We start from the raw sequence: 23,305 nt of genomic DNA on the forward strand, positions 1-23,305 counted from the left end.
GATGTCCTCTTTTGTTGAATTGCCCGAATGGCAGACCGTGCCTGAATGGCGGCCGATCCCAGGCTTTTTACCTGCTTTCTGGGATGCTGCGGAAGGCATCGGCAGACACTCCAAATCGCTCAGAAAGTTCGCATACCTGACGCCAGTTCAATTGGCGTTTACCGGAGAGAATCGCAGACACAACCGATTGAGCACCCACCTCAGGTAAGTCGCTCTGCGTGATGCTGTGTTCAATCATGAGATAGCGCAAGACTTCCACACCGGATGCCTGCGGAATGGGGCGATTAGCCTCATCATATGCCTCAATGACATCACCAAGCCGCAGCGCCAGGCTGGCCAATGGATGATCCTCATCATCACCAACCATCTCAAGCAGTTCATCCAGGGCCGCTACCTTGGCATCATAGTCCTCTTCATCACGTGGCTCTGCGAGCAGTGGAGCAATGTGTGCCCAGTGTGCAGCAGCCTGATCAAGAATGGCATTCATGGGTCACTCCTCCACTTTCCTTTGTCGTACTCGGCATGGTCGAGAATGTAGCGAATGAACACTCTCTTGGCCCGGTAGTGCACAGTGGCAATCAGCCTGATCTTGTTACCACCAATATCAAATACGTGATAACTCCCTACCTTGTCAGCAGCAGGGAAAATGCCCTTCATTGCAGCGAAGTCCTTAGGCTCGGAGGTTTTCATGAGCCGATACCATGAGTTCAGAGCCGTCGCCGCATGTGGCCACCTCTCCATGGCTTCCCAGATGCGCTTCTGCGTGACGATGTGCATGGAAACCTTCCCTGTTTTGACAAGGAAAGCGTATAGCAAATTGCTATTAATAGCAATTTGCTATAGCCAGCCTTTTAATTTCTGAGCTGCCTGTGCGGCAGTGAACGATGAATACCTTCTCGATCTAAATGCTACCCATTTCTGAGCTGCCTATCCGGCAGTGAACTAGGGCAACATTCTGCTAACAAGTTGATTTCTATGCAACAAGCATGAACTTTATGGCATTCACCCTTTTTTGACACAGGCTCCTAACCCATTGTTTTTCAACAACCGAAAATGACTGCTGAAAAAAGGGTCAGGATTTGGGGCATAATCTTCCCTGGTATCAGCCTTGAATGCTGCCGAGGCTGTGCGGCATAGATTGTCGACACAGCCTCGCGCCATTCATGTGTATTTCCAGTGATCAGGACTTACCGGCATGTGCGGCACGTGCTGCGTGCAGTTTCTTGTAGCTCTCGATCAGGCGCTGGTGCTTGTCCAGTCCTTCCAGTTGCATGCTGGTCGGGGTCAGGCCTGGGAAGCGTACTTCGCCATTCACTGCACCCACCACGGTCTGCATGGTGTCCTTGCCGAACATTCGCTCAAGGTTGAAAAGATAGTCGTCCAGTTCGAGTTCATCGTCGATGACGATCTCGAGAGCTGCCTGCATGGCTTGATAGAACAGGCCGCGCTCGACCGTGTTGTCGTTGTACTGCAGGAACATCTGGACCCTTTCCAGCGCTTCTTCGTGCTGCTGCAGCGCTAGGTGAATCAGCAGTTTCAGCTCGAGAATGGTGAGTTGCCCCCATACCGTGTTCTCGTCGAACTCGATGCCGATCAGGGTGATGATATCCATGTGCTCATCGATCTGGCTTTCTTCCAGGCGTTCGAGCAGATCGGCGAGTTGCTCATCACTCAGCGAGTGGATAGTGAGGATATCTTCACGGTAATCCAGGGCCATGTTGGTGTTGTCCCAGATCAGGTCCTCCACCGGGTAGACCTCGGAATACCCGGGCACCAGGATACGACATACCGGTGCGCCCAGGTCCGAGTGGACAGCCATGTAGGCCTCCAGCCCCAGCTCCTCCAGGATCCCCATCAAGGCGCTGGCTTCCTCGTCATTGGTGCCCGAGAAGTCCCACTCGCAGAACTCGAAGTCGTGCTTCGAACTGAAGAAACGCCAGGACACCACGCCGGAAGAATCGATGAAGTGCTCAACGAAGTTGTTTGGCTCGGACACCGCCAGCGAGTTGAACGTCGGTGGCTGAAAATCGTTCAGCCCTTCGAAGCTGCGGCCCTGCATCAGCTCCGTCAGGCTGCGCTCCAGCGCTACATGGAAGCTCGGGTGCGCACCGAAGGAAGCAAAGACGCCACCGGTCTTCGGGTTCATCAGGGTGACGCAGGCCACCGGGAAACGCCCACCCAGCGAGGCATCCTTGACCAGGATCGGAAAGCCCTGGGCTTCCAGCGCCTGCACGCCTTCAAGAATATCGGGATATTGCTGCAGCACTTCCAGCGGCACATCCGGCAGCGCGATTTCCTGTTCGATGATCTCGCGTTTCACCGCACGCTCGAAGATTTCCGACAGGCACTGCACCTGAGCCTCGGCCAGAGTATTACCGGCACTCATGCCATTGCTGAGATAAAGGTTCTCGATCAGGTTGGAGGGGAAATAGACCACCTCGCCATCCGACTGACGCACGAACGGCAGTGCAACGATACCGCGCTCCACCTTACCCGAATTGGTATCGATCAGGTGCGAGCCACACAGCTCCCCATCCGGGTTGTAGATGTCCAGGCAGTAGTCGTCCAGCAGTCCTTCCGGCAGAGCATCATCCGGCCCCGGCTTGAACCATTCCTCGTCGGGATAATGGACGAATTCGCTATTGGCGATCTCCTCGCCGAAGAACTGGTCGTTGTAGAAGAAGTTGCAGCTCAGACGCTCGATGAACTCGCCCAGCGCCGAACACAGCGCACTCTCCTTGGTGGCGCCCTTGCCGTTGGTGAAACACATCGGGGAAGCTGCATCGCGAATATGCAGCGACCACACATGCGGCACGATATTACGCCAGGAAGCGATCTCGACCTTCATGCCGAGTCCTTCCAGAATGCCGGTCATGTTGGCAATGGTCTGCTCCAGCGGCAGGTCCTTGCCTTCGATCCAGGTGTTGCTGCCGTCCTCCGGTGCCGCCAGCAGCAGCGCCTGGGCGTCCTCGTCGAGATTATCGACGGTCTCGATCTGGAACTCCGGCCCGGTCTGCACCACCTTCTTGACCGTGCAACGGTCGATCGCACGCAGAATGCCTTGGCGATCCTTGTCGGAAAGATCCTCAGGCAGTTCGACCTGAATCCGGAAGATCTGGTTGTAGCGGTTCTCCGGGTCGACAATGTTGTTCTGCGACAGGCGGATATTCTCGGTGGGAATATCCCGCGCCACACAATAGACCTTGACGAAATAGGCCGCACACAGTGCAGAGGACGCCAGGAAATAGTCGAACGGACTCGGCGCCGAGCCATCTCCCTTGTAACGGATCGGCTGATCGGTGATGACAGTGAAGTCATCAAACTTCGCTTCAAGCCGAAGGTTGTCGAGAAAGTTGACCTTGATTTCCATGGGCAGTGCACCGGATGTGTAAATTTGGGCGTTGCTGAGCGTCAGGAGAGCCGAACGTCAGGGAAAAAGCGGCGATTGAATCGCTCAGGCATGTTTGCCGTGTTTCCGTAGCCCGCCATTATCCAGCTTTTGCCCCGCCCCGTCTCGGGGGCATGGTGATAATCGACCACTCCCCGAGCATGAAGTCTCACGCGCCCTCCCGCTTATACTGCCCCAGCCTATATTGGCTGGCTGGTGCGGCCCCACCCTGAGAACGGGTTATGGCTTGACGATCCACTCATGCGCTGGATCGTTCTGGAATTTCCACTTGCGTTTGGGACCCGCCATCACATTCAGGTAGTAGAGCTCATAGCCATGCGGCGCCCCGACGGGATGATAGCCACGCGGGACCATCACACAGCAGCCATCCTCCACCGCCATGGTCTCGTCCAGCGAACGATCATCGGTATAGACCCGCTGGAAGGCGAACCCCTGGGACGGATCAAGGCGATGGTAATAGGTCTCCTCGAGGATCGACTCCTCGGGCAGGTTATCCACGTCATGCTTATGGGGCGGATAGCTCGACCAGTTGCCGGCCGGCGTATAGACCTCGACTACCAACAGGCTATCGGCAGGTTCGGTTTCCGGCAGAATATCCTGAATATGGCGGGTGTTGGTGCCGCTGCCTCGGGTACTGCACTTCACCTGATCGGGAGCAATCAGACGCGGCTGGTGGCGACCGTGTCCCGGCGCACTGCAGACCGCGAGCTCCAGCTCGGTAGTGGCCTCGACACGATAGCTCACGCCATCCGGCAGGTAGACGGCATAGGGAGGGACTCGCTCGAAGATGTCCATGCGCTCGCCGATATCCTCCCAGCGCTGCTCACCGCAGTTCACCGTTGCACGGCCGGAAAGCAGCACCAGACAATGCTCACGACCTCCGGTGCTGAGCTCCAGACACTGGCCACGAGCCAGCTTGTGCACACGGAAGCCGACATGCTCCCAGCCGGCGGACTCCGGAGTCACTTCCAGGACTGTCCCCTGCTCATCAGGCGGCGAGGGTCGAACCAGTAGCGAAGTCATTGCTGTCCTCCCTTGAGTGAACGCTGAATAAATGGATGGGATCGATGGTGCGGTGAAGCGTCATGCAATCTCGTCAAGGTTCACGGCCCGCTGCTCCTGCAGCGACAACTGCGCCGCATCCGCCAGGCGCAGGGCCTCCAGGCCGTCCTGAGCACCGGCAAGGGGAGCACGTCCCTGTTGCCAGGCGTCGACGAAATCAGTGATCTCGGCGCTGTAGGCCTGAGCATAGCGTTCGAGGAAGAACCACTTGGGCTTTTCCTCTACCTGTCCGGGTTCTCCAGTGAAGCGCAGACGAGTCTCGGTCTCGTTGCTGGCCTGCAGCATGCCGGCGCTGCCAAAGGCCTCGATACGCTGGTCATAGCCATAGCAGGCGCGGCGTGAATTGCTGATGTGACACAGTCGACCGCTGGCGGTGATCAGCGTCACCATCGCGGTGTCCACATCACCGGCCTCGCCGATCGCCGGGTCAATCAGGCAACTGCCCTGAGCCTGTACCTGAACGATGGGTTCATCGAGCAACCAGCGGGCCATGTCGAAGTCATGGATCATCATGTCGCGAAACAGGCCGCCGGACGCCCTGACATATTCCGCAGGAGGCGGCGCAGGGTCTCGGCTGATGATGATCAATGACTCCATGTTACCGATGCGTCCGTCGGCTACGGCCTGCTTTAGAGCCGCAAACTGTGGGTCATGACGGCGATTGAAGCCCAGCGCACAGGTCACCGGGTGTGCCTCCAGCACCTTCAGCGCCTCGCGGGTGCGGGCCAGATCGAGAGCAATCGGTTTCTCGCACAACACCGCCTTGCCGCTCTGCGCGGCTCGTTCCAGATAGTCGGCATGGGTCGGCGTGCTGGATGCAATCAGTACCGCGTCGATGCCGTCATCCTCGAAGATGGCATCGGCGCTGATGGCTCGCACACCATACTGTCGGGCCAGAGATTCGGCAGCCTCGGCATGGACATCAGCCACGGCGGCCAGGGTGACCTCAGGATTGAGGTCGATGGTTCGAGCATGCACCTTGCCGATACGTCCGGCACCGATCAAAGCGAGTCTCATGCAATAGTTCCTCCAGCCGATTGGTGATTGATGTTGTTGTCAGTACCACTGGTATTACAGATACATGGTGTTCCGGGTACATGTTGCTTGTTGTTGAAGCTATCAGGCGCGTTCCTCGTCCCCGGGTCGGGAGGACTGTTCCTTTTCCCTGTCCTTGCGCATCCCCAGGGCAATGGCCAGGCTTTGCGTCAGGCAAAGCGAGGCAGCCAGCCCTCGGAAACTCTTGACCTCTGCCTCATGGACAACCAGTACCACATCGGCAAGGCGCGCCAGCGGGCTGAGGCTCGAATCCGTAATCACCACTGTCGGCACGCCATGACTTCTGGCCTGCTCGGTCGCTCGAAGGCTTTCCTCGGCATAGGGTGAAAAGCTCACTGCAATCAAGGCATCCTGCTGCCCGATCGCCCGAATCTGTTCGCCATACATCCCCCCCAGCCCGTTGACCAGAAAGGCAGGCTTTTCGATGTGGTGCAGCGCATAGGTCATGTAGTTCGCCACGACGAAGCTGCGCCGAGCGCCAAGTACATGGATGGCGGAGGCCTCATCGAGGATATCCAGCGCCTGCTCCAGCCCCTTGGGATCAATACGCCCCGGCAACTGCTCCAGGGCATCGCGATTGGCCTCGGCGAATTCCCACAGCAGTTGAGTGCTGTCCGGCGTCTCACCGGTCGCGGAGCGCACAGCGCGAATGCGCTCGGTGTAATTGGGCAATTCATCCACCAGGCGAGAACGAAAGAGCTGCTGCATCTCCGAAAAACCCTTGAAGCCACAACTGTTGGCAAACCGGATCAAGGTCGAAGGCGTCACTGCAGCGTCCTGCGCCAGCCTGGCGACAGTGGCAAAGGCCACGTCCTGAGGATGATCAAGCAGAAAACGCGCCGTCTGTTGCAGGCGACGACTCATTGACGGGTAGTCGGCCGTGATACGTGCTTCAAGTTCCTCGAAGCTCTGGGGCGTCTGACTCATGGGAAGTTCCTCGCCATTGCTTGTCATGTCATGTCATGCCATGTCATCAGCAGCCGACTCTCCTGACTCTCGAAAAAACCGAGCCTTGAAAAACCTGATTCTGCCTCGAACAGCCTAGCCATATTGGAATAAACATTCCATTTATACAAAAGTATAGAACAATTCATCTGTAACTTTCATATATTGGAATCTATATTTCATTCTGCCTGCGCGCTTCGCGCACTCGACACCACAACGACACTTATAACGACAATCACGAGGACTCTACTCATGGCACGTCTTTCTCACTGGCTACTCGCCTCGACCGCTGCTGCCCTGATGGCTGGGTCGGTACAGGCGCAGGACAGCAACCGCTTTGTCATGGTCACACACGGCGTCCCCTCCGATCCCTTCTGGTCGGTGGTCAAGAACGGTGCCGAGGATGCCGCCGAACAGGTGGGTGCCGAGCTGGAGTATCGCGCTCCCTCGACCTTCGACATGGCCAAGATGCAGCAACTGGTCGAGGCCGCCGTCGCGTCCAACCCTGATGGTCTGATCGTTTCCTTTACCGACGAAGATGCGCTGGGCGGTATCGTTCAGCGCGCCGCGAACAACGGCATTCCCGTCATCACCATCAACTCCGGTGGTGATGTCGCCCGCAATTACGGTGCCCGTCTGCATATCGGACAGAGCGAGTACGAGGCTGGCAAGCAGGCTGCTGAACGCATGCAGGAAATGGGCGTGGAGAAAGGCCTCTGCGTCAATCATGAACAGGGCAACCAGGGCCTCGACCAGCGCTGTGACGGCTTTATCGAAGGCTTTGGCGGCAACGCCGAACAATTGGCCACCACCCATGACCCGGTCGAGATTCGCAACGCCATCGTGGCTTACCTCAACCAGAACCGCGATGTGAAAGGCATCCTCACCCTTGGCACCCTGGCCTCCGAGCCCATGCTGCGCGCCATGCGCGACCAGGGCGCCACCGATATGTTCACCCTTGCCACCTTCGATCTTTCGCCCAGCATCCTCGAGGCGGTGGATGCCGGTGAACTGGACTTCGCCATCGACCAGCAGCAGTACCTCCAGGGTTACCTGCCGGTGATGTTCCTCGACCAGTACGCCCGACATGGCCTGCTGCCCGCCGGTGACGTACCGACCGGCCCCGGATTTGTCACTCAGGAGAATGCCGCCCAGGTCATCGAGCTGAGCCAACAGGGTATTCGTTAGTCATCCACTAACAGTCTTTCACTACCCAAAGGGCCCAGCGCTCAACTGCCGGGCCCTGGAGTCGACCATCATGCAGTCCAATACACCTCCCCCATCTTCTACGCCAGTCGCGGAGCCGCAGGATGAGCGCATCCAGCGAGTTCCCTTCTGGAAAAAGGCGTTGAGCCGCCCCGAACTGGGCGCTTTGGCCGGCACCGTGCTGGTTCTGGCCTTCTTCATTGTCTCCGCCAGCGGGACAGGCATGTTCACCCCGGCGGGCATCGTCAACTTTCTCGAGGTAGCTGCCCAACTGGGGATCATCGCCACGGCCGCCGCACTGCTGATGATCGGCGGCGAGTTCGACCTCTCCATTGGCTCGATGATCGGACTGGCCGGTATTCTGATCGCCATTCCCGCTGTGGAATATGGCTGGCCGCTCTGGGCAGCAATGCTGCTGGCCTTCTCCTGTGCGGCCCTGGTGGGCTGGATCAACGGCAATCTGGTCAACAGAACCGGGCTACCATCCTTCATCGTCACCCTGGGATTCCTGTTCATTCTGCGTGGCATGGCCATCGGCATCAGCCGCCTGCTGACTGGCCGTACCCAGATCGGTGGAATTCACAATCATATGGACGGCGACTGGTTTGCCGCGCTGTTCTCGGGAGAAGTGGCTACCGGCCTCTTCACCTGGATGGCCGGCCAGGGGTGGATCGCCACCAACTTCGCCGGCAACCCGGTGGTCACCGGCATTCCGGTTTCCATTGTCTGGTGGCTGGGACTTACCGCCGTCGCCACCTGGGTACTGCTCTGCACTCCCTACGGCAACTGGATCTTCGCCAGTGGCGGCGACGCCAATGCGGCACGCAACTCCGGCGTTCCCGTACATCGCGTGAAGATCTCGCTGTTCATGTTCACTGCGCTCTCGGCCACCGTCTTCGCCTGCCTGCAGGTGATGGACACCGGCTCTGCAGACACCATTCGCGGCCTGCTCAAGGAACTCGAGGCCATCATCGCGGTGGTCATCGGCGGCGCCCTGCTGACCGGCGGCTATGGCTCCGCCATCGGAGCAGCGCTCGGCGCACTGATCTTCGGCCTGGTGCAGATGGGCATCTTCTATACCGGCGTGAACACCGACTGGTTCCAGGTCTTCCTCGGCGCCATGTTGCTGGTGGCGGTGCTGTTCAACAATTTCATGCGCAAGAAGGCAATGGAGGCCAAGTGAAATGAGCGAACGTACCCCCATGATCGAGATGCGCAACGTCAGTAAACACTTCGGTAGCGTCATCGCTCTGAGCGACATCTCGATGCAGGTTCATGCCGGCGAAGTGATGTGTCTGCTGGGCGACAACGGCGCCGGTAAATCGACCCTGATCAAGACCCTCTCGGGCGTCCACCGCCCCACCGAGGGAGAACTGCTGCTGAACGGTGAGAGCGTCCGCTTCAAGTCCCCTGCCTATGCCCTGGATGCCGGCATCGCCACCGTCTTCCAGGACCTGGCGATGATTCCCCTGATGTCGATCACCCGCAACTTCTTCATGGGCCGGGAGCCCACAGTGGGCTGGGGCCCCCTGAAACGCATCGACTGGAAGCGCGCCGATCGTATCGCCATGCAGGAGATGGCAAAGATCGGCATCGACGTTCGTGACCCCAGCCAGGCGGTGGGCACGCTGTCCGGCGGCGAACGCCAGTGTGTGGCCATTGCTCGGGCAGTCTACTTCGGCGCCAAAGTGCTGATCCTCGATGAGCCAACGTCTGCCCTCGGGGTCAAGCAGGCCTCGGTGGTACTGCGCTACATCGCCAAGGCACGGGCCGATGGGCTGGCGGTGATCTTCATCACCCACAATGTTCATCATGCCTACCCGGTTGCCGATGCCTTCACCCTGCTGAAACGTGGCGGCAGCCTCGGCACCTTCCGCAAGGAGGAGATCAGTCGCGAGGAAGTGCTGAACATGATGGCCGGCGGTGCCGAACTGGAGAGCCTCGACGCCGAACTGGCGGAGTTCCAGCAGAGCGACCGGCAGCAACAGCAGTCATCGGCTGCCAGTGCGCCATCGCTGAGCCAGGCTCCCAGCACATGATGACAAAGCCCTGTATGACAAAGCCCCAAATGTCTGAGACCAGGCGGAATCACGGTGACGCCGCCTTGCTGTCAGCGCCCTTCCACACCCCATGTCTGACGGAGACTCTATGAGCGAGAGCAACCCGACATCTCCTTTCACTCTGGCGGTCTGCGCCGAGATGGTCTTTGTGGAACTGCCGATCATCGAGCGGGTGCGCAGGATCCATGAGCTGGGTTTCCAGGTGGAAATCTGGGACTGGACTCGCCATGACCTCCAGGCCCTCGAGCAGACAGGCGCCACCTTCTCCTCCATGACCGGCTATATCGAGGGCAGTCTGGTGGATCGGGAAGGCGCCGAGCGCCTGGTGGAAACGGCCCGTGAGTCAATCAGCGTGGCCAGGAGACTGAACATCCCTCGTCTCAACCTGCACGGCACCGGCCTTGATGACAAGGGGCTGCCGCTCAAGCCCGTCAGCCAGTTGACCGGCTCGATGTGGATTCGTGCCCACGACACGCTCAAGCGTCTGGCCGACCTTGCCCAAGAGCAGGGTGTCACCTTCGTGCTGGAGAACCTCAACACCCAGGTCGACCACCCCGGAGTGCCATTTGCCCGTGCCGACGAGGTACTGGAACTGGTGGCCAGCGTCGACCGCCCGGAAGTGCGCATGATGCTGGACCTCTATCACGCCCAGATCGGCGAAGGAAACCTGGTCGATCTCGTGCATCGCTGCGCGCCCTGGATCGGCGAGGTACAGGTCGCCGATGTGCCCGGCCGCTGCGAGCCCGGTAGCGGTGAGATCCACTATCCCGCCATCGCTCGGGCGCTCAATGACATCGGCTACCGGGGCACCGTGGGGCTCGAAGGCTGGGCGTCGGGCGATGATGAATTGGCTCTGCAGCGGTTCAAGGATGCCTTCTCCCTGTAGCCATTGCTGGGAAAGCCGCTTGTTGGAAAAACCAGATCAGCACAAAACGTTGCGCGCGGTCCTGCACGAACCTGCTGGTTGAATTCAGGTGCAAGAACACGGCCCGAGGCGATACGTGATGCGGAGAGACGCTATGCAAGAAACACCCACCAACAACGGCGCGCTGGACCTGATCTGCCTGGGTCGCGTCGCCGTTGATCTCTATGCCGAACAGATCGGCAGCCGTCTGGAAGATGTCTCGAGCTTTGCCAGATATCTGGGCGGCAGCTCGGGCAACATGGCCTACGGCACAGCTCGGCTGGGCCTCAAGTCCGCCATGCTGTCGCGGGTCGGCAACGAACAGATGGGCGGCTTCGTGCGCGAGGAGCTTCAGCGCGTCGGTGTCGATACCAGCGCCCTGCAGACCGACCCTCACCGCCATACCGGCCTGGTGCTGCTGGCACTCAAGGACCGTAACAGCTTCCCGCTGCTGTTCTATCGCCACGACTGCGCTGACATGGCCATCGATGCAGATGCCATCGATCCGAGCTTCATCGCCCGAGCCAAAGCACTGGCCATTACCGGGACTCACCTGTCCACCGAGACCACCGCCAGGGCATGTCGCAAGGCGCTGGACGCCGCCGCCGAGCATGGCCTCAGGCGCGTGCTGGATATCGACTATCGCCCGGTGCTGTGGGGCCTGACCTCACCCGGTGACGGCGAAACCCGCTTTATCGCCGACGACCGGATCACGGCAGACCTGCAGGCCTGGCTCGGCGACTTCGACCTCATCGTCGGCACCGAGGAAGAGTTCCACATCGCCGGCGGCAGCACCGACACCCTGATGGCCCTGAGTGCCGTCCGTCGGATCACCGATGCCACGCTGGTGTGCAAGCTTGGAGCCCAGGGCTGCGTGATCTTCGAAGGCGAGATTCCTGCACGTATCGAGGACGGCATCCTCGTCGAAGGCGTCAAGGTCGAGGTACTCAACGTGCTGGGTGCCGGCGATGCCTTCATGAGCGGGTTGTTGAGAGGCTGGTTGCGCGGCGAGGACTGGCAGACCAGCGCCACCTATGCCAATGCCTGCGGCGCCCTGGTGGTCTCACGCCATGGCTGTGCCCCGGCCATGCCCACTGAAGCCGAGCTGTTCGACTACCTGGCGCGTCGCAGCGAGGTGCCTCGCCCCGACCAGGACGCCCAACTCAACCATCTGCACCGAGTCACCACCCGCCATCCAGCAGACTGGCCCGAGGTCTGCGGACTGGCCTTCGATCATCGTCGTCAGCTCACCGACATGGCGCGGGAGGTCCATGCCGACCCGGCCCGCATCCCGGCATTGAAACAATTGCTGGTGCGCGCCGCTGAAGAGGGTGCCAGACGTACCGGCCTCACCAAGCCAGCCATCCTGGTCGACGATGTCTTTGGTCAGGATGCCCTCAACGACGCCACCGGCAAGGGTTGGTGGATCGGTCGCCCGGTGGAACTGCCCAGCTCGCGTCCGCTGCGCTTCCAGCACGGCGACGACCTTGGCAGCCGTCTCCGTCACTGGCCACGTGAGCACATCATCAAATGCCTGGCGTTCTATCACCCTGATGACCCGGTAAGCATGCGACTCGACCAGGAGGCTCACCTGCGCCAGCTCTACCAGGCAGCCTGTGAACACGAGTTGGAGCTGCTGATCGAAGTGATTCCACCCAGCCACAGCAACGTCGATGACCACACCCTGGCGCGTTCTCTTCATCGCCTCTACAACCTGGGGATCCGCCCCGACTGGTGGAAGCTTCCACCGTTGTCGGATAGCGCCTGGCACGAGGTCAGCCAGACCATCGAAGCACAGGATCCTCACTGCCGAGGCGTGGTGCTGCTGGGACTGGATGCGCCCATGGAAGACATGAAGCGCGGTTTCGCCGACGCCGCCCGCCACCGCTGGTGCAAGGGCTTCACGGTCGGCCGCACCCTGTTCGCCGCGCCCTGCCGCGAATGGCTCGCCGGCGATATCGACGATGCAGGATTGATTGACCGGGTGGCAGGCAACTACGCCGAACTGATCAACACCTGGCAACAACTGCGCCACCTCAAGACCACCACCGAGGAAGCCCTGTCATGAGCACCATTCGACTCACCATGGCCCAGGCGCTGGTCAAGTATCTGGCTGCCCAGCGCATTGAGCATGACGGTACCGACGTTCCACTGTTCGAAGGCGTCTTCGCCATCTTCGGTCACGGCAACGTGGCGGGTCTCGGCGAGGCGCTGTATCACGCCCGGGATGAGCTCCCCACCCTGCGGGCCCACAACGAACAGACCATGGCCCATGCGGCCATCGCCTTTGCCAGGGCCAACGGTCGGCGCCGGATGATGGCGGCCACCAGTTCCATCGGCCCCGGCGCCACCAACATGGTCACCGCGGCGGGCCTTGCCCATGCCAACCGCCTGCCGATTCTGCTGTTGCCTGGCGATACCTTTGCCACCCGCGACCCCGACCCGGTGCTCCAGCAGGTGGAGCACTTCGGCGATCCTTCGATAACGGTCAATGATTGCTTCCGGCCCGTATCCCGCTACTTCGACCGCATCACAAGGCCGGAGCAGCTTCTGACCAGCCTTCCTCAAGCTCTGGCCACACTGCTCGATCCGGAACATTGTGGCCCGGCAACACTGGCGCTGCCTCAGGATGTGCAGACCTTCGCCTACGATTATCCGCGGAGTTTCTTCGAGCCCCGAGTACATCGCATCCGCCGTCCCCAACCGGACCCTCGCCAACTCGAGGAAGCCGTCGCGGCACTCAGCCGCGCTGAACGCCCGCTGATCATCGCCGGAGGCGGGGTTCACTACGCCGGAGCCTGCCAGCGCCTCGCCGACTTTGCCCTCGCCCATGATGTGCCGGTCGCCGAGACCCAGGCCGGCAAGGGAGTCCTCCCCGCTGCCCACCCCTGCGCTGTCGGTGCGATTGGTGTCACCGGCAGTGAAGCCGCCAACCGCCTTGCCGAACAGGCGGATGTGATCCTCGCCGTGGGGACGCGCCTGCAGGACTTCACCACCGGCTCCAGAGCACTGTTTGAACATGACGATCGAACGCTGGTGACGCTGAACGTGGGGCGTTTCGACAGTCAGAAGCATCGCGCCCTGCCCTTGATCGGTGATGCGTTCGATGGGCTGGCCCTGCTTGGTGCTCAACTCGAGCACTGGAAATCCTCGCAGGAGTGGCGGGAGCGCACCGTCCGACTCAAGCAGGACTGGGACGACGTGGTCACCAGGGTGACAGCAGATGATGGCCGCGAGCTTCCCAGCGATGCTCAGGTGATCGGGGCCGTGAACCGCCAGGCCGGCGAGAATGGCACCGTGGTCTGCGCCGCCGGAGGCCTGCCGGGTGAACTGCACAAACTGTGGCAGTGCTCCGGCCCGGGCAGCTACCACGTGGAATACGGCTACTCCTGCATGGGATACGAGATCGCTGGTGGTCTGGGGGTCAAGATGGCCCAGCCGGAGCGGGAGGTGTTCGTGATGGTCGGCGACGGCTCCTATCTGATGCATAACTCGGAGCTCGCTACCTCGGTCATGCTGGGCCACAAGCTTGTCGTAGTGGTTCTCGACAACAGAGGCTTCGGCTGTATCAACCGGCTGCAGCAGGCCACCGGTGGCGCCGGCTTCAACAATCTGCTGGACGACTGCCACACCATCCCCGAGGGAGCCCCGAAAGTCGATTTCGCCGCCCACGCCCGTGCGCTGGGATGCCAGGCCGAGTCTGTGCAGGGCATTGCCGAACTGGAGCAGGCGCTTGATCGCGCCCGCCAGGCCAGCAGTACCTATGTGATTGCCCTGGACACCGATCCACTGCCCAGCACCGCCGAAGGCGGCACCTGGTGGGATGTGGCGGTACCGGAGGTATCCCGGCGCGAGCAGGTGCAGAACGCATATCAAGGCTATGTCGAGGCCAAACGCCGCCAGCACCGATAAAGGCCCCGGCATTCGACACCTGTGCTCGCCGAGCCGAGAGACTTCCCAACAATCCGGGGTTTCCTCACGACGTTTTCACTAACGACATTTTCATCAACAACGAGTCGGACCATATGGCCCGCATCATTTCCCGTAAGGAACGCTGCATAAATGTCGCGAGCAATTTATTCAGTGTTTTCGTAAGCCAGGAGCACACCCATGACCACCATACGCCTAGGCATCAACCCTCTGACCTGGACCAATGACGACCTGCCGAGCCTGGGTGGTGATACCCCGCTCGACGTCTGCCTGGCGGAGGGACGCGAGGCCGGATTCAGCGGTTTCGAGCTGGGCCACAAGTTCCCTCGTACACCCGACGAACTGTCCCGGGTTCTGGGTCGCCACCACCTTTCGCTGGTCTCCGGCTGGTACTCCGGCCGCCTGCTGGAACGTAGCCCAGAGGAGGAGATCGCGGCGGTCGAGGAGCACCTTCAGTTGCTCAAGCAGTGCGGCGCCAACGTGATGGTGTTCTGCGAGGTATCCCGCTGCATCCACACGGATCAAGGCACGCCGCTATCCCGTCGACCGCACCTCAGCGATGCCGAATGGCAGCGTCTCACCGCGGGGCTGGAGGTGGTCGGCGACTATCTCAGGGAACAGGGTGTCCATCTGGCCTATCACCATCATCTGGGCACCGTGGTGGAGAGCCAAGCCGACATCGAGCGGCTGATGGACAGCACCGGCGATTCGGTGGGCCTGCTGCTCGACTTCGGCCACTTGGTGGGAGCCGGCGGCGATCCGCTGGCGATTGCCGGGCGCTACGCCTCTCGAATCAACCACGTCCACTGCAAGGACATGCGCTTTCCCGTACGCGATGAACTGCGCAACCGCGACAAGAGCTTCCTGGATGGCGTACTCGACGGCCTGTTCACCGTCCCCGGCGATGGTGACATCGACTTCCTGCCCACCCTGACGTCCCTCCGCAAGAGCGGCTACGAGGGCTGGCTGGTCGTTGAAGCCGAGCAGGACCCCAAGGTGGCACACCCCATGACCTATGCCCGACTGGGACATCGCAACCTGCGAGCACTCGCCGAACAGGCGGGCTTCAGCGTCAACGAACAAGCGAGTCACGAGACACAGGCCCCGAGCTCGGTAGCGAACACAGCGAGGTTTGAATGAAGACACTGAATTTCGGCCTGATCGGTACCGGCTTCATGGGCAAGGCTCACGCCATCGCCCTGAAGGCTGCTCCGGGCGTCTTTTCCCTACCGGCAATCCCTGTCTGCGAGCTGCTGGCCGACATTGACGAAGCGGCCGCGGCACGCAAGGCAACCGAACTGGGATTCGCCCGCTCGACAGGCGACTGGCGAATGCTGGTGCAGGACCCGGACGTGGATGTGGTCGATATCTGCGCCCCCAACTTCCTGCACAAGGAGATGGCACTGGCTGCCATCGCCGCAGGCAAGCACATCTACGCCGAAAAACCGCTGGCACTCAGTGCCACCGATGCCGCGGAAATGGTCGCGGCCGCCGAGTCGGCCGGCGTCAGAACCCTGGTGGGTTTCAACTACATTCGCAATTCAGCCACCCAACTGGCCCGCGAGATCATCGCCAGCGGCGAGATCGGCGAACTGGTGCACTTCCGTGGTCGCCACAACGAGGATTATCTGGCCGACCCGTCCAGACCCCATGATTGGCACACGCGCCGTTCCACCGCCGGGGCGGGAGCACTGGGTGACCTGGGTTCGCACATTCTCAACATGGCCGAATACCTTACCGGCCAACGCGTCGAGGAAGTCTTCGGCCAATTGCAGACCGTGACGACTCGACGTCCGCTGGCTGACGGCAGCGGTGGATTTGGCACGGTGGAAAACGATGACCATGCCCAGGCGCTGCTGCGCTTCGACGGTGGCCTGATCGGCAACATCGAAACCTCACGGATCGCCACCGGGCGCAAGATGGGGCTGGCCTATACGGTGACCGGGACCAGAGGCGCTCTTGTCTTCGATCAGGAACGCATGAGTGAGCTACAGCTCTACACTAGCGAGGGGCCCGAGGGACGCCGCGGATTCCGTACCCTGTTGATCGGCCCGGAACACCCGGACTATGCAGCCTTCAGCCCTGCGCCCGGCCATGGTCTTGGCTACAACGACCAGAAGATCATCGAGATCCGCGACCTGGTGGAAGGTATTGTCTCCGGCCAGCCGCTGTACCCGGACTTCCGCGAGGCCTGGCGGGTCAATCGCATGATCGATGCCATCGAAGCCTCACATGCGGAAGGATGCTGGATAAGGATCTAAACCGACCCCCCACCCGGACGCACCATCGCCAGCGTACCCCACTCCTCCTGATGTCCCTCCATCCAGTCGGCAGCCACAGGCTGCCGACTCTCGCATCTGTCATCTTCTTTACTGACAAAAATTTGTCATGTTGTCATCATACTTTAGAAGCATAAAACAAGAATGAATTTCAATACTAAATTGATTTAATTGGTTTTATTAAAAAACATCAAAAACCAACTTGTTTGACAACTTTCCATATCGAAACCTAACCTTCGACATCTCAGACGGTTGACAATGCTCAGCCCCTATCACGAAGGAGGGTTCCGATGTCCAAGCAAGAATCACGCTCACGAATTGAACAGGCCTTGGCAGGTGTATCTGGCGTGCATGTGACCCCGTATCAAGAAGACGGTCGCATCAATCACCAATTACTGAGCAAGGTCGTTGACGATATTGCGCAATCAGGCGTTCACAACATCGTCACCGGGGGGAATACGGGAGAGTTCTATGCCCTGACCCTTGATGAGATCGAGACCGTCTATCGCCTGGCCGTCGACAGCAACAGGGGAAGAAGCGTCGTCACCGCGGGGGTCGGACGCAGTCAGGCTGACGCCATTCACCTGACTCACGCAGCACAGGCAGCCGGCGTCGATGCCATCATGGTCCATCAGCCACCGGACCCGTTCGCATCGCCGCGCATGCTGACCTCATACATTCGCGGCATTGCCGATGAAACCGACCTGCCCATCATCGCCTATGCGCGCAACCCGGGATTGGCGCCTGGTGACTTTGCCGCGCTTGCCGAGATCGACAATGTCGTTGCCATCAAATATGCCGTTCCCGACCCACTGCGCATGGCCGAATGCATGCGGGCAACGCAAGGGGCATCTCTGCTGTGGATCTGCGGACTGGCCGAAAGCTGGGCATTGCCCTTCTATGCCTACGGCGCCAGGGGTTTCACCTCGGGTCTGGTCAACGTCAACGCCAGGCTCACCATGCAATTTCACCAAGCACTCGAAGAACAGCGGTGGGACGAAGCTCGTCGGCTAATCGATCTCATCGCCGATTTTGAAGACATGCGCACGCTGGAACAGAACGGCACCAATGTCACGGTCGTCAAGGAAGCCATGCGTCTGCAGGGAAGTGACGTTGGCCCAGTTCGCCCCCCAGGGGTGGATCGGCTCCATGCCCCCCAGGCCCATGCCCTCAACAACATACTCGAGGGATGGTCCTCCGCTCAGGCATAACGCCCAGACAGCTTCCAGCTCAGATAACTTCCAGCTCAGATAACTTCTAACAACAGCAACAAACATGGAGATTCGTGCATGCCAACTCACAGACTCATGAACCGGCTGATTTGCCTCATGGGCGCCTCTCTGCTGGCCTCATCAGCTATCGCGGCAGACTTCCCCCAACGAGACATCCGCTTGATCGTGCCCTGGGCTGCTGGAGGAGGTACCGATGGTATCTCGCGCAAGATCAGCAATATCGCCGAGCAGGACCTGCCGGTTTCCATCTATGCCGAAAACATCACCGGTGCCGTCAGCGCTACAGGGCTCACCCAGATGATGCGTGCCCGCCCGGATGGCCACACACTCAGCGTACTGACTTACGATAGCGTGATCACCATACCTCGCGACGAACTGGTACCGGGCTATTCTCTCGACAAGATGACGCCCATTGCGCGCATCACCCAGGAGGCGGACGCCATCGTCGCCTCCAAGCAGTCTGGTATCGAGAGTCTCGAGGAGCTCATCGAGGCCGCCAAGGCCGAGCCTGGCACTGTTCGTATCGGAGTCATGCCCGAGGGGTCGGGCCCATATCTTGCCGCACGCCGCCTGGAAAACATGACCGGCGCAGACTTCAACATCATTACCTACCCGGGTGCCGCGGCTGCCGAATCAGAAGCCTTGCTGTCCGGCGAGATCGATGCCGCCATCGCAAGCCTTGGTGACTTCGCAGGGCTGATCGAGTCCGGGGACGTGCAGGGGCTGGTAGAGCTCTCCTCCGAACAGAACCCGGCTTATCCGGATGTCTCGCCGATCAGTGAAAGCGGTATCGACCTGGAGTCCGGCAGCTTCATCATTCTGGCGGCTCCGGCCAACACGCCAGCGGATGCCATTCAGACCCTGGAAGCGGCCTACCGGAAAGCCTACGACAGCGATGAATTCCAGCAGTGGGTATCCCGGATAGGTGTTACCCCAAGCTGGCTGGGGTCCGATGAGGTTGGCGACTGGATGTCTGCTCGCCAGGAACAGGTGTTCGCGCTAATGGACGAACTGGGACTTTAATTCATGCGGCCAGGCCTCCGCTCAAGGAGGCCTTTCCATCAGGGTAATCCATCATGAACCAGTACAAGACCAGCAAGATACCTGAACTCGTTTTCCCCGCTATATTATTCGCAACTTCCCTCGGCTACCTGACATATTCCCTTGCGCTTGGAGCACCGATAAGCAAAGGCCTTCCCAGCCCTTTATTCTTTCCCACTGTTCTGGGAGCTGTTGCCCTTCTACTGTCCATTACTCTCCTTTATAGAGCCATTCGCTCCGTCAAGGACAGCTCCCAGGAAGAGAAGAAGGAAGAGACGACAGCGCTAAGGCCAGCCCTTATCGTTATCGCAACCATTGCCTATATCTCAATATTCAATTTTGCTGGATATTTTCTATCTTCCTTACTCTACATTTTCTGCATTATTGCCATTTTTTCCGACCTCAAGAAGCCATTTGTCACAGCCATAGGAAGCATCATCATCACTAGCATGGGGCTTCTTGTCTTTGAGTATGTCTTCCGTATCCGTCTGCCTGGCATTCTGGAGTGACACATGGACTTTACACTTCTCGTATTAAGTAGTTTTTCAGAGTTATTCCATCCCACCACTCTGATCTATGTCGTCACGGGTTTTCTGATAGGAACGGTCTTTGCGGCCATTCCAGGCCTGACCGCCACGCTGGCTCTGGCACTATTGCTGCCCCTGACATATAGCCTCGATCTCACCACTGCCTTGATGGCCTGTGCCAGTATCTACATGGCCGGCATGTGTGGCGGCAGCATTACCGCAACGACCATCAACATCCCGGGCGCGCCATCTTCCATGATGACTGCGCTGGAGGGGTATCCCATGCAGCAGCGCGGCCAGGGTGCCCAGGCTCTGGGTCATGCGTCTCTGGCCTCGATGATCGGTGGTGGCATTGGTGCCCTGCTCTTGATCATGCTTGCCCCTTTCGTCGCTGAAGCATCTTTGCTGGTGCAGACGGCCGGCAAGTTCTCCCTGATCGCCTTTGCCCTGGTCGTCATTGTCATTGCCCAGCGAGGCCGTATTGTAAAAGCCGCCATGGCGGCCTGCCTTGGCCTGATGCTGGCAACGATCGGGCTCGACAGCATGGTTCCCATGGCGCGCTTCACCTTCGGGACAGAGGCACTGACGGCCGGTATTGACCTGATGCCGGTCATCATCGGCACCTTTGCCATCAGTGAGTTGCTGATCCAGGCCAGAACCATTGCCGAACACAAGCGCCTACGCCAGGAAGCTCTCCAGGCTCCGGCCATTCGCCGGCGGGACTTCGTGCCGCCACTGTCCTCGATTCGCGAGATCGGTTTCTGGTGCTATCTCAAGTCATCACTGATTGGCTATCTGGTCGGCACCTTGCCGGGAGCGGGCGGCTCCATGGGCAGCTTCCTTGCCTATGCCGAAGCCGTGCGCACATCTCGCGAGCCCGAGCGCTTTGGCAAGGGCAATCCCCAGGGTATTGCTGCGGCCGAGAGCGCCAACAACGCCGTCTGTGGCGGTGCCCTGGTGCCCATGCTGACCTTCGGTATTCCAGGTGATCCTATTACCGCCATCGTACTCGGTGTGTTGATCATCAATGGTATCCAGCCAGGCCCTCAGCTATTGGCAGATCAGGCTGGGCTGATTGCTCCTATGCTGGCCTCGCTGCTGTTCAGCGCCATTGTGCTCATTCCTCTGACACTATTTCTCATTGGACCGTACTTCATTCGCATCGTCTCCATACGCAAGGACATGTTGTACGGAGCCATCGCCCTGCTTGCCGTGGTTGGCAGTTACGTCGCCACCTACTCGGTCTACCAGATGGGACTGACTCTGGCGCTAGGCGTTCTTGCCTATTATCTTCGCAAGCATGACTATCCGGTTATCACGCTATTGTTGGGTTTCATTCTTGCGCCCAACCTGGAGGAGTTTCTCAGAAGATCGCTGACCCTTTCCCAGGGTGATCCATCCATTTTCTTCACCAGCATGGACAGCCTGTTCTTCATTGTTCTCACTGTGATTTTTGTCTACTTTCTCGCCATAAAACGTCCAGTTCAATATAATTCGGACAAAAGAAGCACTAGCGGAATTGCCAAATGAGCCTTGATAAAAACAGCATTCTCGGGACACCTCCCCGAAGAGAGAAACTGGCTGACAAGCTTTATGGAAAACTTATGCAGGCCATCATTGATGGCCAGTTCAAGAAAGGCGAAAAATTGCCATCAGAGCACCGCATATGTCAGCACTACTCGGTTTCTCGCCCTGTCGTCAGGGAGGCGCTGATGCGCCTCCAGGCCGACGGCATCATCATTTCTCGTCAGGGGTCAGGCAGCTTCATTCAACGTATTCCTCCTGCTGGTCTCATTCAGTACGCCGATGCCTCGGATGTATCCCTGCTTCTCAAGAGCTACGAGGTCCGAATCGCACTGGAATGCGAGGCCAGCGCGCTGGCGGCGGAACGACGTAATGAAGGACAACTGATCCAGCTTCGCGATGCGCTCAAGGGAATGGAAGAAGATTTTTCGCAAGGCCGCATCGCCAGCGAAGCAGACTTCACCTTCCATATGGTGATTGCAGAAGCCACCGGGAACGATATGTTCCCGAGCATTCTCGAATCCATCCATATCGATATCGAAAAGGCCATGACCATGGCCTTGAGCATCACGCAAAGCGCCAGTCAGGAGCGCATCGACCGGGTCATAGGTGAGCACCGCATGATTCTGGAAGCCATCGAGCAGAGAGACAGCGACGGCGCTCGGCTGGCCATGCGCAGTCACATCAACCGAGTCCGCAAACGCGTTACGGATAACCTCAGCGATGCATGATGTGGCGACGGGGCAACAGGCATTTATGCAGGCTTCCTAATGCAGATGCCTCAACTTGTCAGGATTCCTCACCACATAAATGGCAGCAATCCTGCCATCCTCGATATCGAGCGCTGTCGTCTGGAACTCACCATCGGCCTCCAGCGTGACGAACCCCGGCAGACCGTTGACGAACCCTGTACGCACCAGTGTCGATCCATGCTCCCGGAGCTTGGCGGCGAGGCCTTGGTGAAACTTCATCACGGCCTCAAAACCCAGAATGGGTTTGCTGGCAGCAGCACGCTTGCCACCACCATCGGCATGCACACTGATGTCAGCAGCCAGCATTGCACCCAGGGCTTGCATATCGCCGCTGCGCGATGCGACGAAGAAGGCCTTGGCAATCTCCAGGCCCCGATGTCTGCTCATCTGATAACGAGGCCTTTCCTCACGCACATGGGCACGTGCACGGGCAGCGAGCTGGCGACAGGCGGTGACATCACGATGAATGGTCGTGGCAACTTCCTCGAATGCCAGCCCGAACACATCGTGCAGCAGGAACGCCGCTCTCTCGAGCGGCGATAGACGTTCCAATGCCAGCATCAATGGCAAGGTAACGTCCTCTTCTTCCTCCTCTTCCACTACCGGCTCGGGAAGCCACGGGCCTACGTAAGTCTCACGCTGATGCCGCGCCGACTTGAGCTGATCGAGGCACAGCCGTGTGACCGTGCGACGCAGAAACGCCTTGGGCTCGCTCACCTCTTCGCGATCTACCTTCATCCAGCGGATGAAGGCCTCCTGCAGAATATCCTCCGCGTCAGCAACAGAGCCGAGCATGCGGTAGGCAACGCGCATGAGCCTTGGTCGCAAGGCATCGAAACCGATGGCTGCATCCTCATGTCTCACGCCTGTCATCGAGTGCCCACCCTGGCGACAGAGGCTTTCACTTCGGCAGGATCGACCCAGACACCGAACCCGGTAGCGATACGGTTCCAGCCATTGATGACACTGAGTATCAAGGTAAGCTTCACCTGCTCCTCCTCGTTGAACTGATCCTGCAGGGCCTGGTAGGCAGCATCTCGATCATGCCCCTCCGAGAGCCGCGTCATCACCTCGGTCCAGCCAAGTGCAGCACGCTCACGATCGCTATAGCAGGGCGCCTCACGCCATGCTGAAAGCAGGTTGATGCGCTGTTCGGTTTCTCCGTTCTCCCGTGCAAACACCGTATGCATGTTGAGGCAGTTGGCGCAGCCATTGATCTGTGAAGCACGAATCTCGACGAGCCCGACAAGTGTCGGATCCATGCTCTTGTTGATAGTAAGAGACACTCGCTGCCAATCCTGCATCAGCGAGGGAGCAGCAGCAAAGGGGTCAACTTTCACCGTCATGGTTCTTCTCCTTCTGTGGGTTTCGATACATT

At 59.4% G+C, this 23,305-nt stretch carries 21 protein-coding genes; 13 read left to right on the plus strand and 8 right to left on the minus strand.

Features of this window, described 5'->3' with window-relative positions:
* Positions 1 to 67: 67 nt before the first annotated feature.
* From Q1K07_RS19235 to Q1K07_RS19260, 6 genes are all read right to left on the minus strand, one after another.
* Entirely contained in the window at positions 68 to 487 is a 420-nt protein-coding gene (locus Q1K07_RS19235; RefSeq protein WP_300314889.1) for a transcriptional regulator, read from the minus strand.
* Positions 484 to 777 (minus strand): type II toxin-antitoxin system HigB family toxin, encoded by a 294-nt coding sequence (locus tag Q1K07_RS19240; protein WP_300314892.1) that lies wholly within the window; start codon positions 775 to 777, stop codon positions 484 to 486. Before Q1K07_RS19240 ends, Q1K07_RS19235 begins: the two co-directional genes overlap by 4 nt.
* Before the next feature lie 403 nt (positions 778 to 1,180).
* Complete coding sequence (locus Q1K07_RS19245; protein WP_300314895.1) at positions 1,181 to 3,370, minus strand: OsmC domain/YcaO domain-containing protein; 2,190 nt, start codon at positions 3,368 to 3,370, stop codon at positions 1,181 to 1,183.
* A 258-nt stretch (positions 3,371 to 3,628) separates the two neighbouring features.
* The gene (gene iolB, locus Q1K07_RS19250; protein WP_300314898.1) at positions 3,629 to 4,432 is read right to left on the minus strand and encodes a 5-deoxy-glucuronate isomerase; all 804 of its coding nucleotides are present in this window, start codon (positions 4,430 to 4,432) and stop codon (positions 3,629 to 3,631) included.
* Between the two features lie 60 nt (positions 4,433 to 4,492).
* Complete coding sequence (gene iolG / locus Q1K07_RS19255; RefSeq protein WP_300314901.1) at positions 4,493 to 5,488, minus strand: inositol 2-dehydrogenase; 996 nt, start codon at positions 5,486 to 5,488, stop codon at positions 4,493 to 4,495.
* A gap of 102 nt (positions 5,489 to 5,590) precedes the next feature.
* On the minus strand, positions 5,591 to 6,454 hold the full coding sequence (locus Q1K07_RS19260) for a MurR/RpiR family transcriptional regulator (RefSeq protein WP_300314904.1): 864 nt from the start codon (positions 6,452 to 6,454) through the stop codon (positions 5,591 to 5,593).
* Between the two features lie 270 nt (positions 6,455 to 6,724).
* On the opposite strand from Q1K07_RS19260, the gene Q1K07_RS19265 reads away from it, so the two are divergent.
* The 13 genes from Q1K07_RS19265 (at position 6,725) to Q1K07_RS19325 (ending at position 21,906) form a co-directional block, all read left to right on the plus strand.
* Complete coding sequence (locus Q1K07_RS19265; RefSeq protein WP_300314906.1) at positions 6,725 to 7,660, plus strand: sugar ABC transporter substrate-binding protein; 936 nt, start codon at positions 6,725 to 6,727, stop codon at positions 7,658 to 7,660.
* A gap of 70 nt (positions 7,661 to 7,730) precedes the next feature.
* Positions 7,731 to 8,861 (plus strand): ABC transporter permease, encoded by a 1,131-nt coding sequence (locus Q1K07_RS19270; RefSeq protein WP_300314909.1) that lies wholly within the window; start codon positions 7,731 to 7,733, stop codon positions 8,859 to 8,861.
* 1 nt (position 8,862) lies between these two features.
* Positions 8,863 to 9,717 (plus strand): ATP-binding cassette domain-containing protein, encoded by an 855-nt coding sequence (locus Q1K07_RS19275; RefSeq protein WP_300314911.1) that lies wholly within the window; start codon positions 8,863 to 8,865, stop codon positions 9,715 to 9,717.
* A 109-nt stretch (positions 9,718 to 9,826) separates the two neighbouring features.
* A complete protein-coding gene (locus tag Q1K07_RS19280; protein ID WP_300314913.1) occupies positions 9,827 to 10,624 on the plus strand; it encodes a TIM barrel protein in 798 nt (265 codons plus the stop codon).
* A 133-nt stretch (positions 10,625 to 10,757) separates the two neighbouring features.
* Positions 10,758 to 12,710, plus strand: coding sequence for a 5-dehydro-2-deoxygluconokinase (gene iolC / locus Q1K07_RS19285; RefSeq protein ID WP_300314915.1), 1,953 nt, complete (start codon positions 10,758 to 10,760; stop codon positions 12,708 to 12,710).
* Complete coding sequence (iolD, locus tag Q1K07_RS19290) at positions 12,707 to 14,554, plus strand: 3D-(3,5/4)-trihydroxycyclohexane-1,2-dione acylhydrolase (decyclizing) (RefSeq protein WP_300314918.1); 1,848 nt, start codon at positions 12,707 to 12,709, stop codon at positions 14,552 to 14,554. Before iolC ends, iolD begins: the two co-directional genes overlap by 4 nt.
* A 198-nt stretch (positions 14,555 to 14,752) precedes the next feature.
* Positions 14,753 to 15,712 carry a myo-inosose-2 dehydratase gene (iolE, locus tag Q1K07_RS19295; RefSeq protein ID WP_300314919.1) on the plus strand — a complete coding sequence of 320 codons (960 nt, stop codon included), beginning with the start codon at positions 14,753 to 14,755 and terminating at the stop codon, positions 15,710 to 15,712.
* Positions 15,709 to 16,833: a Gfo/Idh/MocA family oxidoreductase gene (locus tag Q1K07_RS19300; RefSeq protein ID WP_300314922.1), complete on the plus strand. Its 1,125-nt coding sequence runs from the start codon at positions 15,709 to 15,711 to the stop codon at positions 16,831 to 16,833. The genes iolE and Q1K07_RS19300 overlap by 4 nt, the downstream gene beginning before the upstream one ends.
* 308 nt (positions 16,834 to 17,141) lie before the next feature.
* Positions 17,142 to 18,062 (plus strand): dihydrodipicolinate synthase family protein, encoded by a 921-nt coding sequence (locus Q1K07_RS19305; protein WP_300314925.1) that lies wholly within the window; start codon positions 17,142 to 17,144, stop codon positions 18,060 to 18,062.
* A gap of 78 nt (positions 18,063 to 18,140) precedes the next feature.
* Positions 18,141 to 19,106, plus strand: coding sequence for a tripartite tricarboxylate transporter substrate binding protein (locus Q1K07_RS19310; protein WP_300314927.1), 966 nt, complete (start codon positions 18,141 to 18,143; stop codon positions 19,104 to 19,106).
* Positions 19,107 to 19,159: 53 nt separating this feature from the next.
* Positions 19,160 to 19,633 (plus strand): tripartite tricarboxylate transporter TctB family protein, encoded by a 474-nt coding sequence (locus tag Q1K07_RS19315; RefSeq protein WP_300314930.1) that lies wholly within the window; start codon positions 19,160 to 19,162, stop codon positions 19,631 to 19,633.
* Positions 19,634 to 19,636: 3 nt separating this feature from the next.
* Positions 19,637 to 21,181 (plus strand): tripartite tricarboxylate transporter permease, encoded by a 1,545-nt coding sequence (locus Q1K07_RS19320; protein WP_300314932.1) that lies wholly within the window; start codon positions 19,637 to 19,639, stop codon positions 21,179 to 21,181.
* Positions 21,178 to 21,906, plus strand: coding sequence for a FadR/GntR family transcriptional regulator (locus Q1K07_RS19325; RefSeq protein WP_300314933.1), 729 nt, complete (start codon positions 21,178 to 21,180; stop codon positions 21,904 to 21,906). Before Q1K07_RS19320 ends, Q1K07_RS19325 begins: the two co-directional genes overlap by 4 nt.
* Positions 21,907 to 21,942: 36 nt before the next feature.
* On the opposite strand, the gene Q1K07_RS19330 is transcribed toward Q1K07_RS19325, so the two are convergent.
* Both Q1K07_RS19330 and Q1K07_RS19335 read right to left on the minus strand, forming a co-directional pair.
* Positions 21,943 to 22,800, minus strand: a complete 858-nt coding sequence (locus tag Q1K07_RS19330) for a sigma-70 family RNA polymerase sigma factor (RefSeq protein WP_300314936.1) — start codon at positions 22,798 to 22,800, stop codon at positions 21,943 to 21,945.
* Positions 22,797 to 23,273 carry a carboxymuconolactone decarboxylase family protein gene (locus Q1K07_RS19335; protein WP_300314939.1) on the minus strand — a complete coding sequence of 159 codons (477 nt, stop codon included), beginning with the start codon at positions 23,271 to 23,273 and terminating at the stop codon, positions 22,797 to 22,799. The genes Q1K07_RS19330 and Q1K07_RS19335 overlap by 4 nt, the downstream gene beginning before the upstream one ends.
* Positions 23,274 to 23,305 lie beyond the last annotated feature (32 nt).

It is taken from the genome of Halomonas sp. (genome assembly GCF_029263665.1).
Classification (GTDB): domain Bacteria; phylum Pseudomonadota; class Gammaproteobacteria; order Pseudomonadales; family Halomonadaceae; genus Halomonas.

Bases quoted from the DNA above. Each gene is read 5' to 3' on its own strand.
- Q1K07_RS19330 (WP_300314936.1), bottom strand. From the start codon at position 22,800: ATGACAGGCGTGAGACATGAGGATGCAGCCATCGGTTTCGATGCCTTG.
- Q1K07_RS19280 (WP_300314913.1), top strand. From the start codon at position 9,827: ATGAGCGAGAGCAACCCGACATCTCCTTTCACTCTGGCGGTCTGCGCC.
- iolG (WP_300314901.1), bottom strand. From the start codon at position 5,488: ATGAGACTCGCTTTGATCGGTGCCGGACGTATCGGCAAGGTGCATGCT.
- Q1K07_RS19260 (WP_300314904.1), bottom strand. From the start codon at position 6,454: ATGAGTCAGACGCCCCAGAGCTTCGAGGAACTTGAAGCACGTATCACG.
- Q1K07_RS19245 (WP_300314895.1), bottom strand. From the start codon at position 3,370: ATGGAAATCAAGGTCAACTTTCTCGACAACCTTCGGCTTGAAGCGAAG.
- iolD (WP_300314918.1), top strand. From the start codon at position 12,707: ATGAGCACCATTCGACTCACCATGGCCCAGGCGCTGGTCAAGTATCTG.
- Q1K07_RS19240 (WP_300314892.1), bottom strand. From the start codon at position 777: ATGCACATCGTCACGCAGAAGCGCATCTGGGAAGCCATGGAGAGGTGG.
- Q1K07_RS19315 (WP_300314930.1), top strand. From the start codon at position 19,160: ATGAACCAGTACAAGACCAGCAAGATACCTGAACTCGTTTTCCCCGCT.
- iolC (WP_300314915.1), top strand. From the start codon at position 10,758: ATGCAAGAAACACCCACCAACAACGGCGCGCTGGACCTGATCTGCCTG.
- Q1K07_RS19305 (WP_300314925.1), top strand. From the start codon at position 17,142: ATGTCCAAGCAAGAATCACGCTCACGAATTGAACAGGCCTTGGCAGGT.
- Q1K07_RS19275 (WP_300314911.1), top strand. From the start codon at position 8,863: ATGAGCGAACGTACCCCCATGATCGAGATGCGCAACGTCAGTAAACAC.
- iolE (WP_300314919.1), top strand. From the start codon at position 14,753: ATGACCACCATACGCCTAGGCATCAACCCTCTGACCTGGACCAATGAC.
- Q1K07_RS19265 (WP_300314906.1), top strand. From the start codon at position 6,725: ATGGCACGTCTTTCTCACTGGCTACTCGCCTCGACCGCTGCTGCCCTG.
- iolB (WP_300314898.1), bottom strand. From the start codon at position 4,432: ATGACTTCGCTACTGGTTCGACCCTCGCCGCCTGATGAGCAGGGGACA.
- Q1K07_RS19325 (WP_300314933.1), top strand. From the start codon at position 21,178: ATGAGCCTTGATAAAAACAGCATTCTCGGGACACCTCCCCGAAGAGAG.
- Q1K07_RS19335 (WP_300314939.1), bottom strand. From the start codon at position 23,273: ATGACGGTGAAAGTTGACCCCTTTGCTGCTGCTCCCTCGCTGATGCAG.
- Q1K07_RS19320 (WP_300314932.1), top strand. From the start codon at position 19,637: ATGGACTTTACACTTCTCGTATTAAGTAGTTTTTCAGAGTTATTCCAT.
- Q1K07_RS19270 (WP_300314909.1), top strand. From the start codon at position 7,731: ATGCAGTCCAATACACCTCCCCCATCTTCTACGCCAGTCGCGGAGCCG.
- Q1K07_RS19235 (WP_300314889.1), bottom strand. From the start codon at position 487: ATGAATGCCATTCTTGATCAGGCTGCTGCACACTGGGCACACATTGCT.
- Q1K07_RS19310 (WP_300314927.1), top strand. From the start codon at position 18,141: ATGCCAACTCACAGACTCATGAACCGGCTGATTTGCCTCATGGGCGCC.
- Q1K07_RS19300 (WP_300314922.1), top strand. From the start codon at position 15,709: ATGAAGACACTGAATTTCGGCCTGATCGGTACCGGCTTCATGGGCAAG.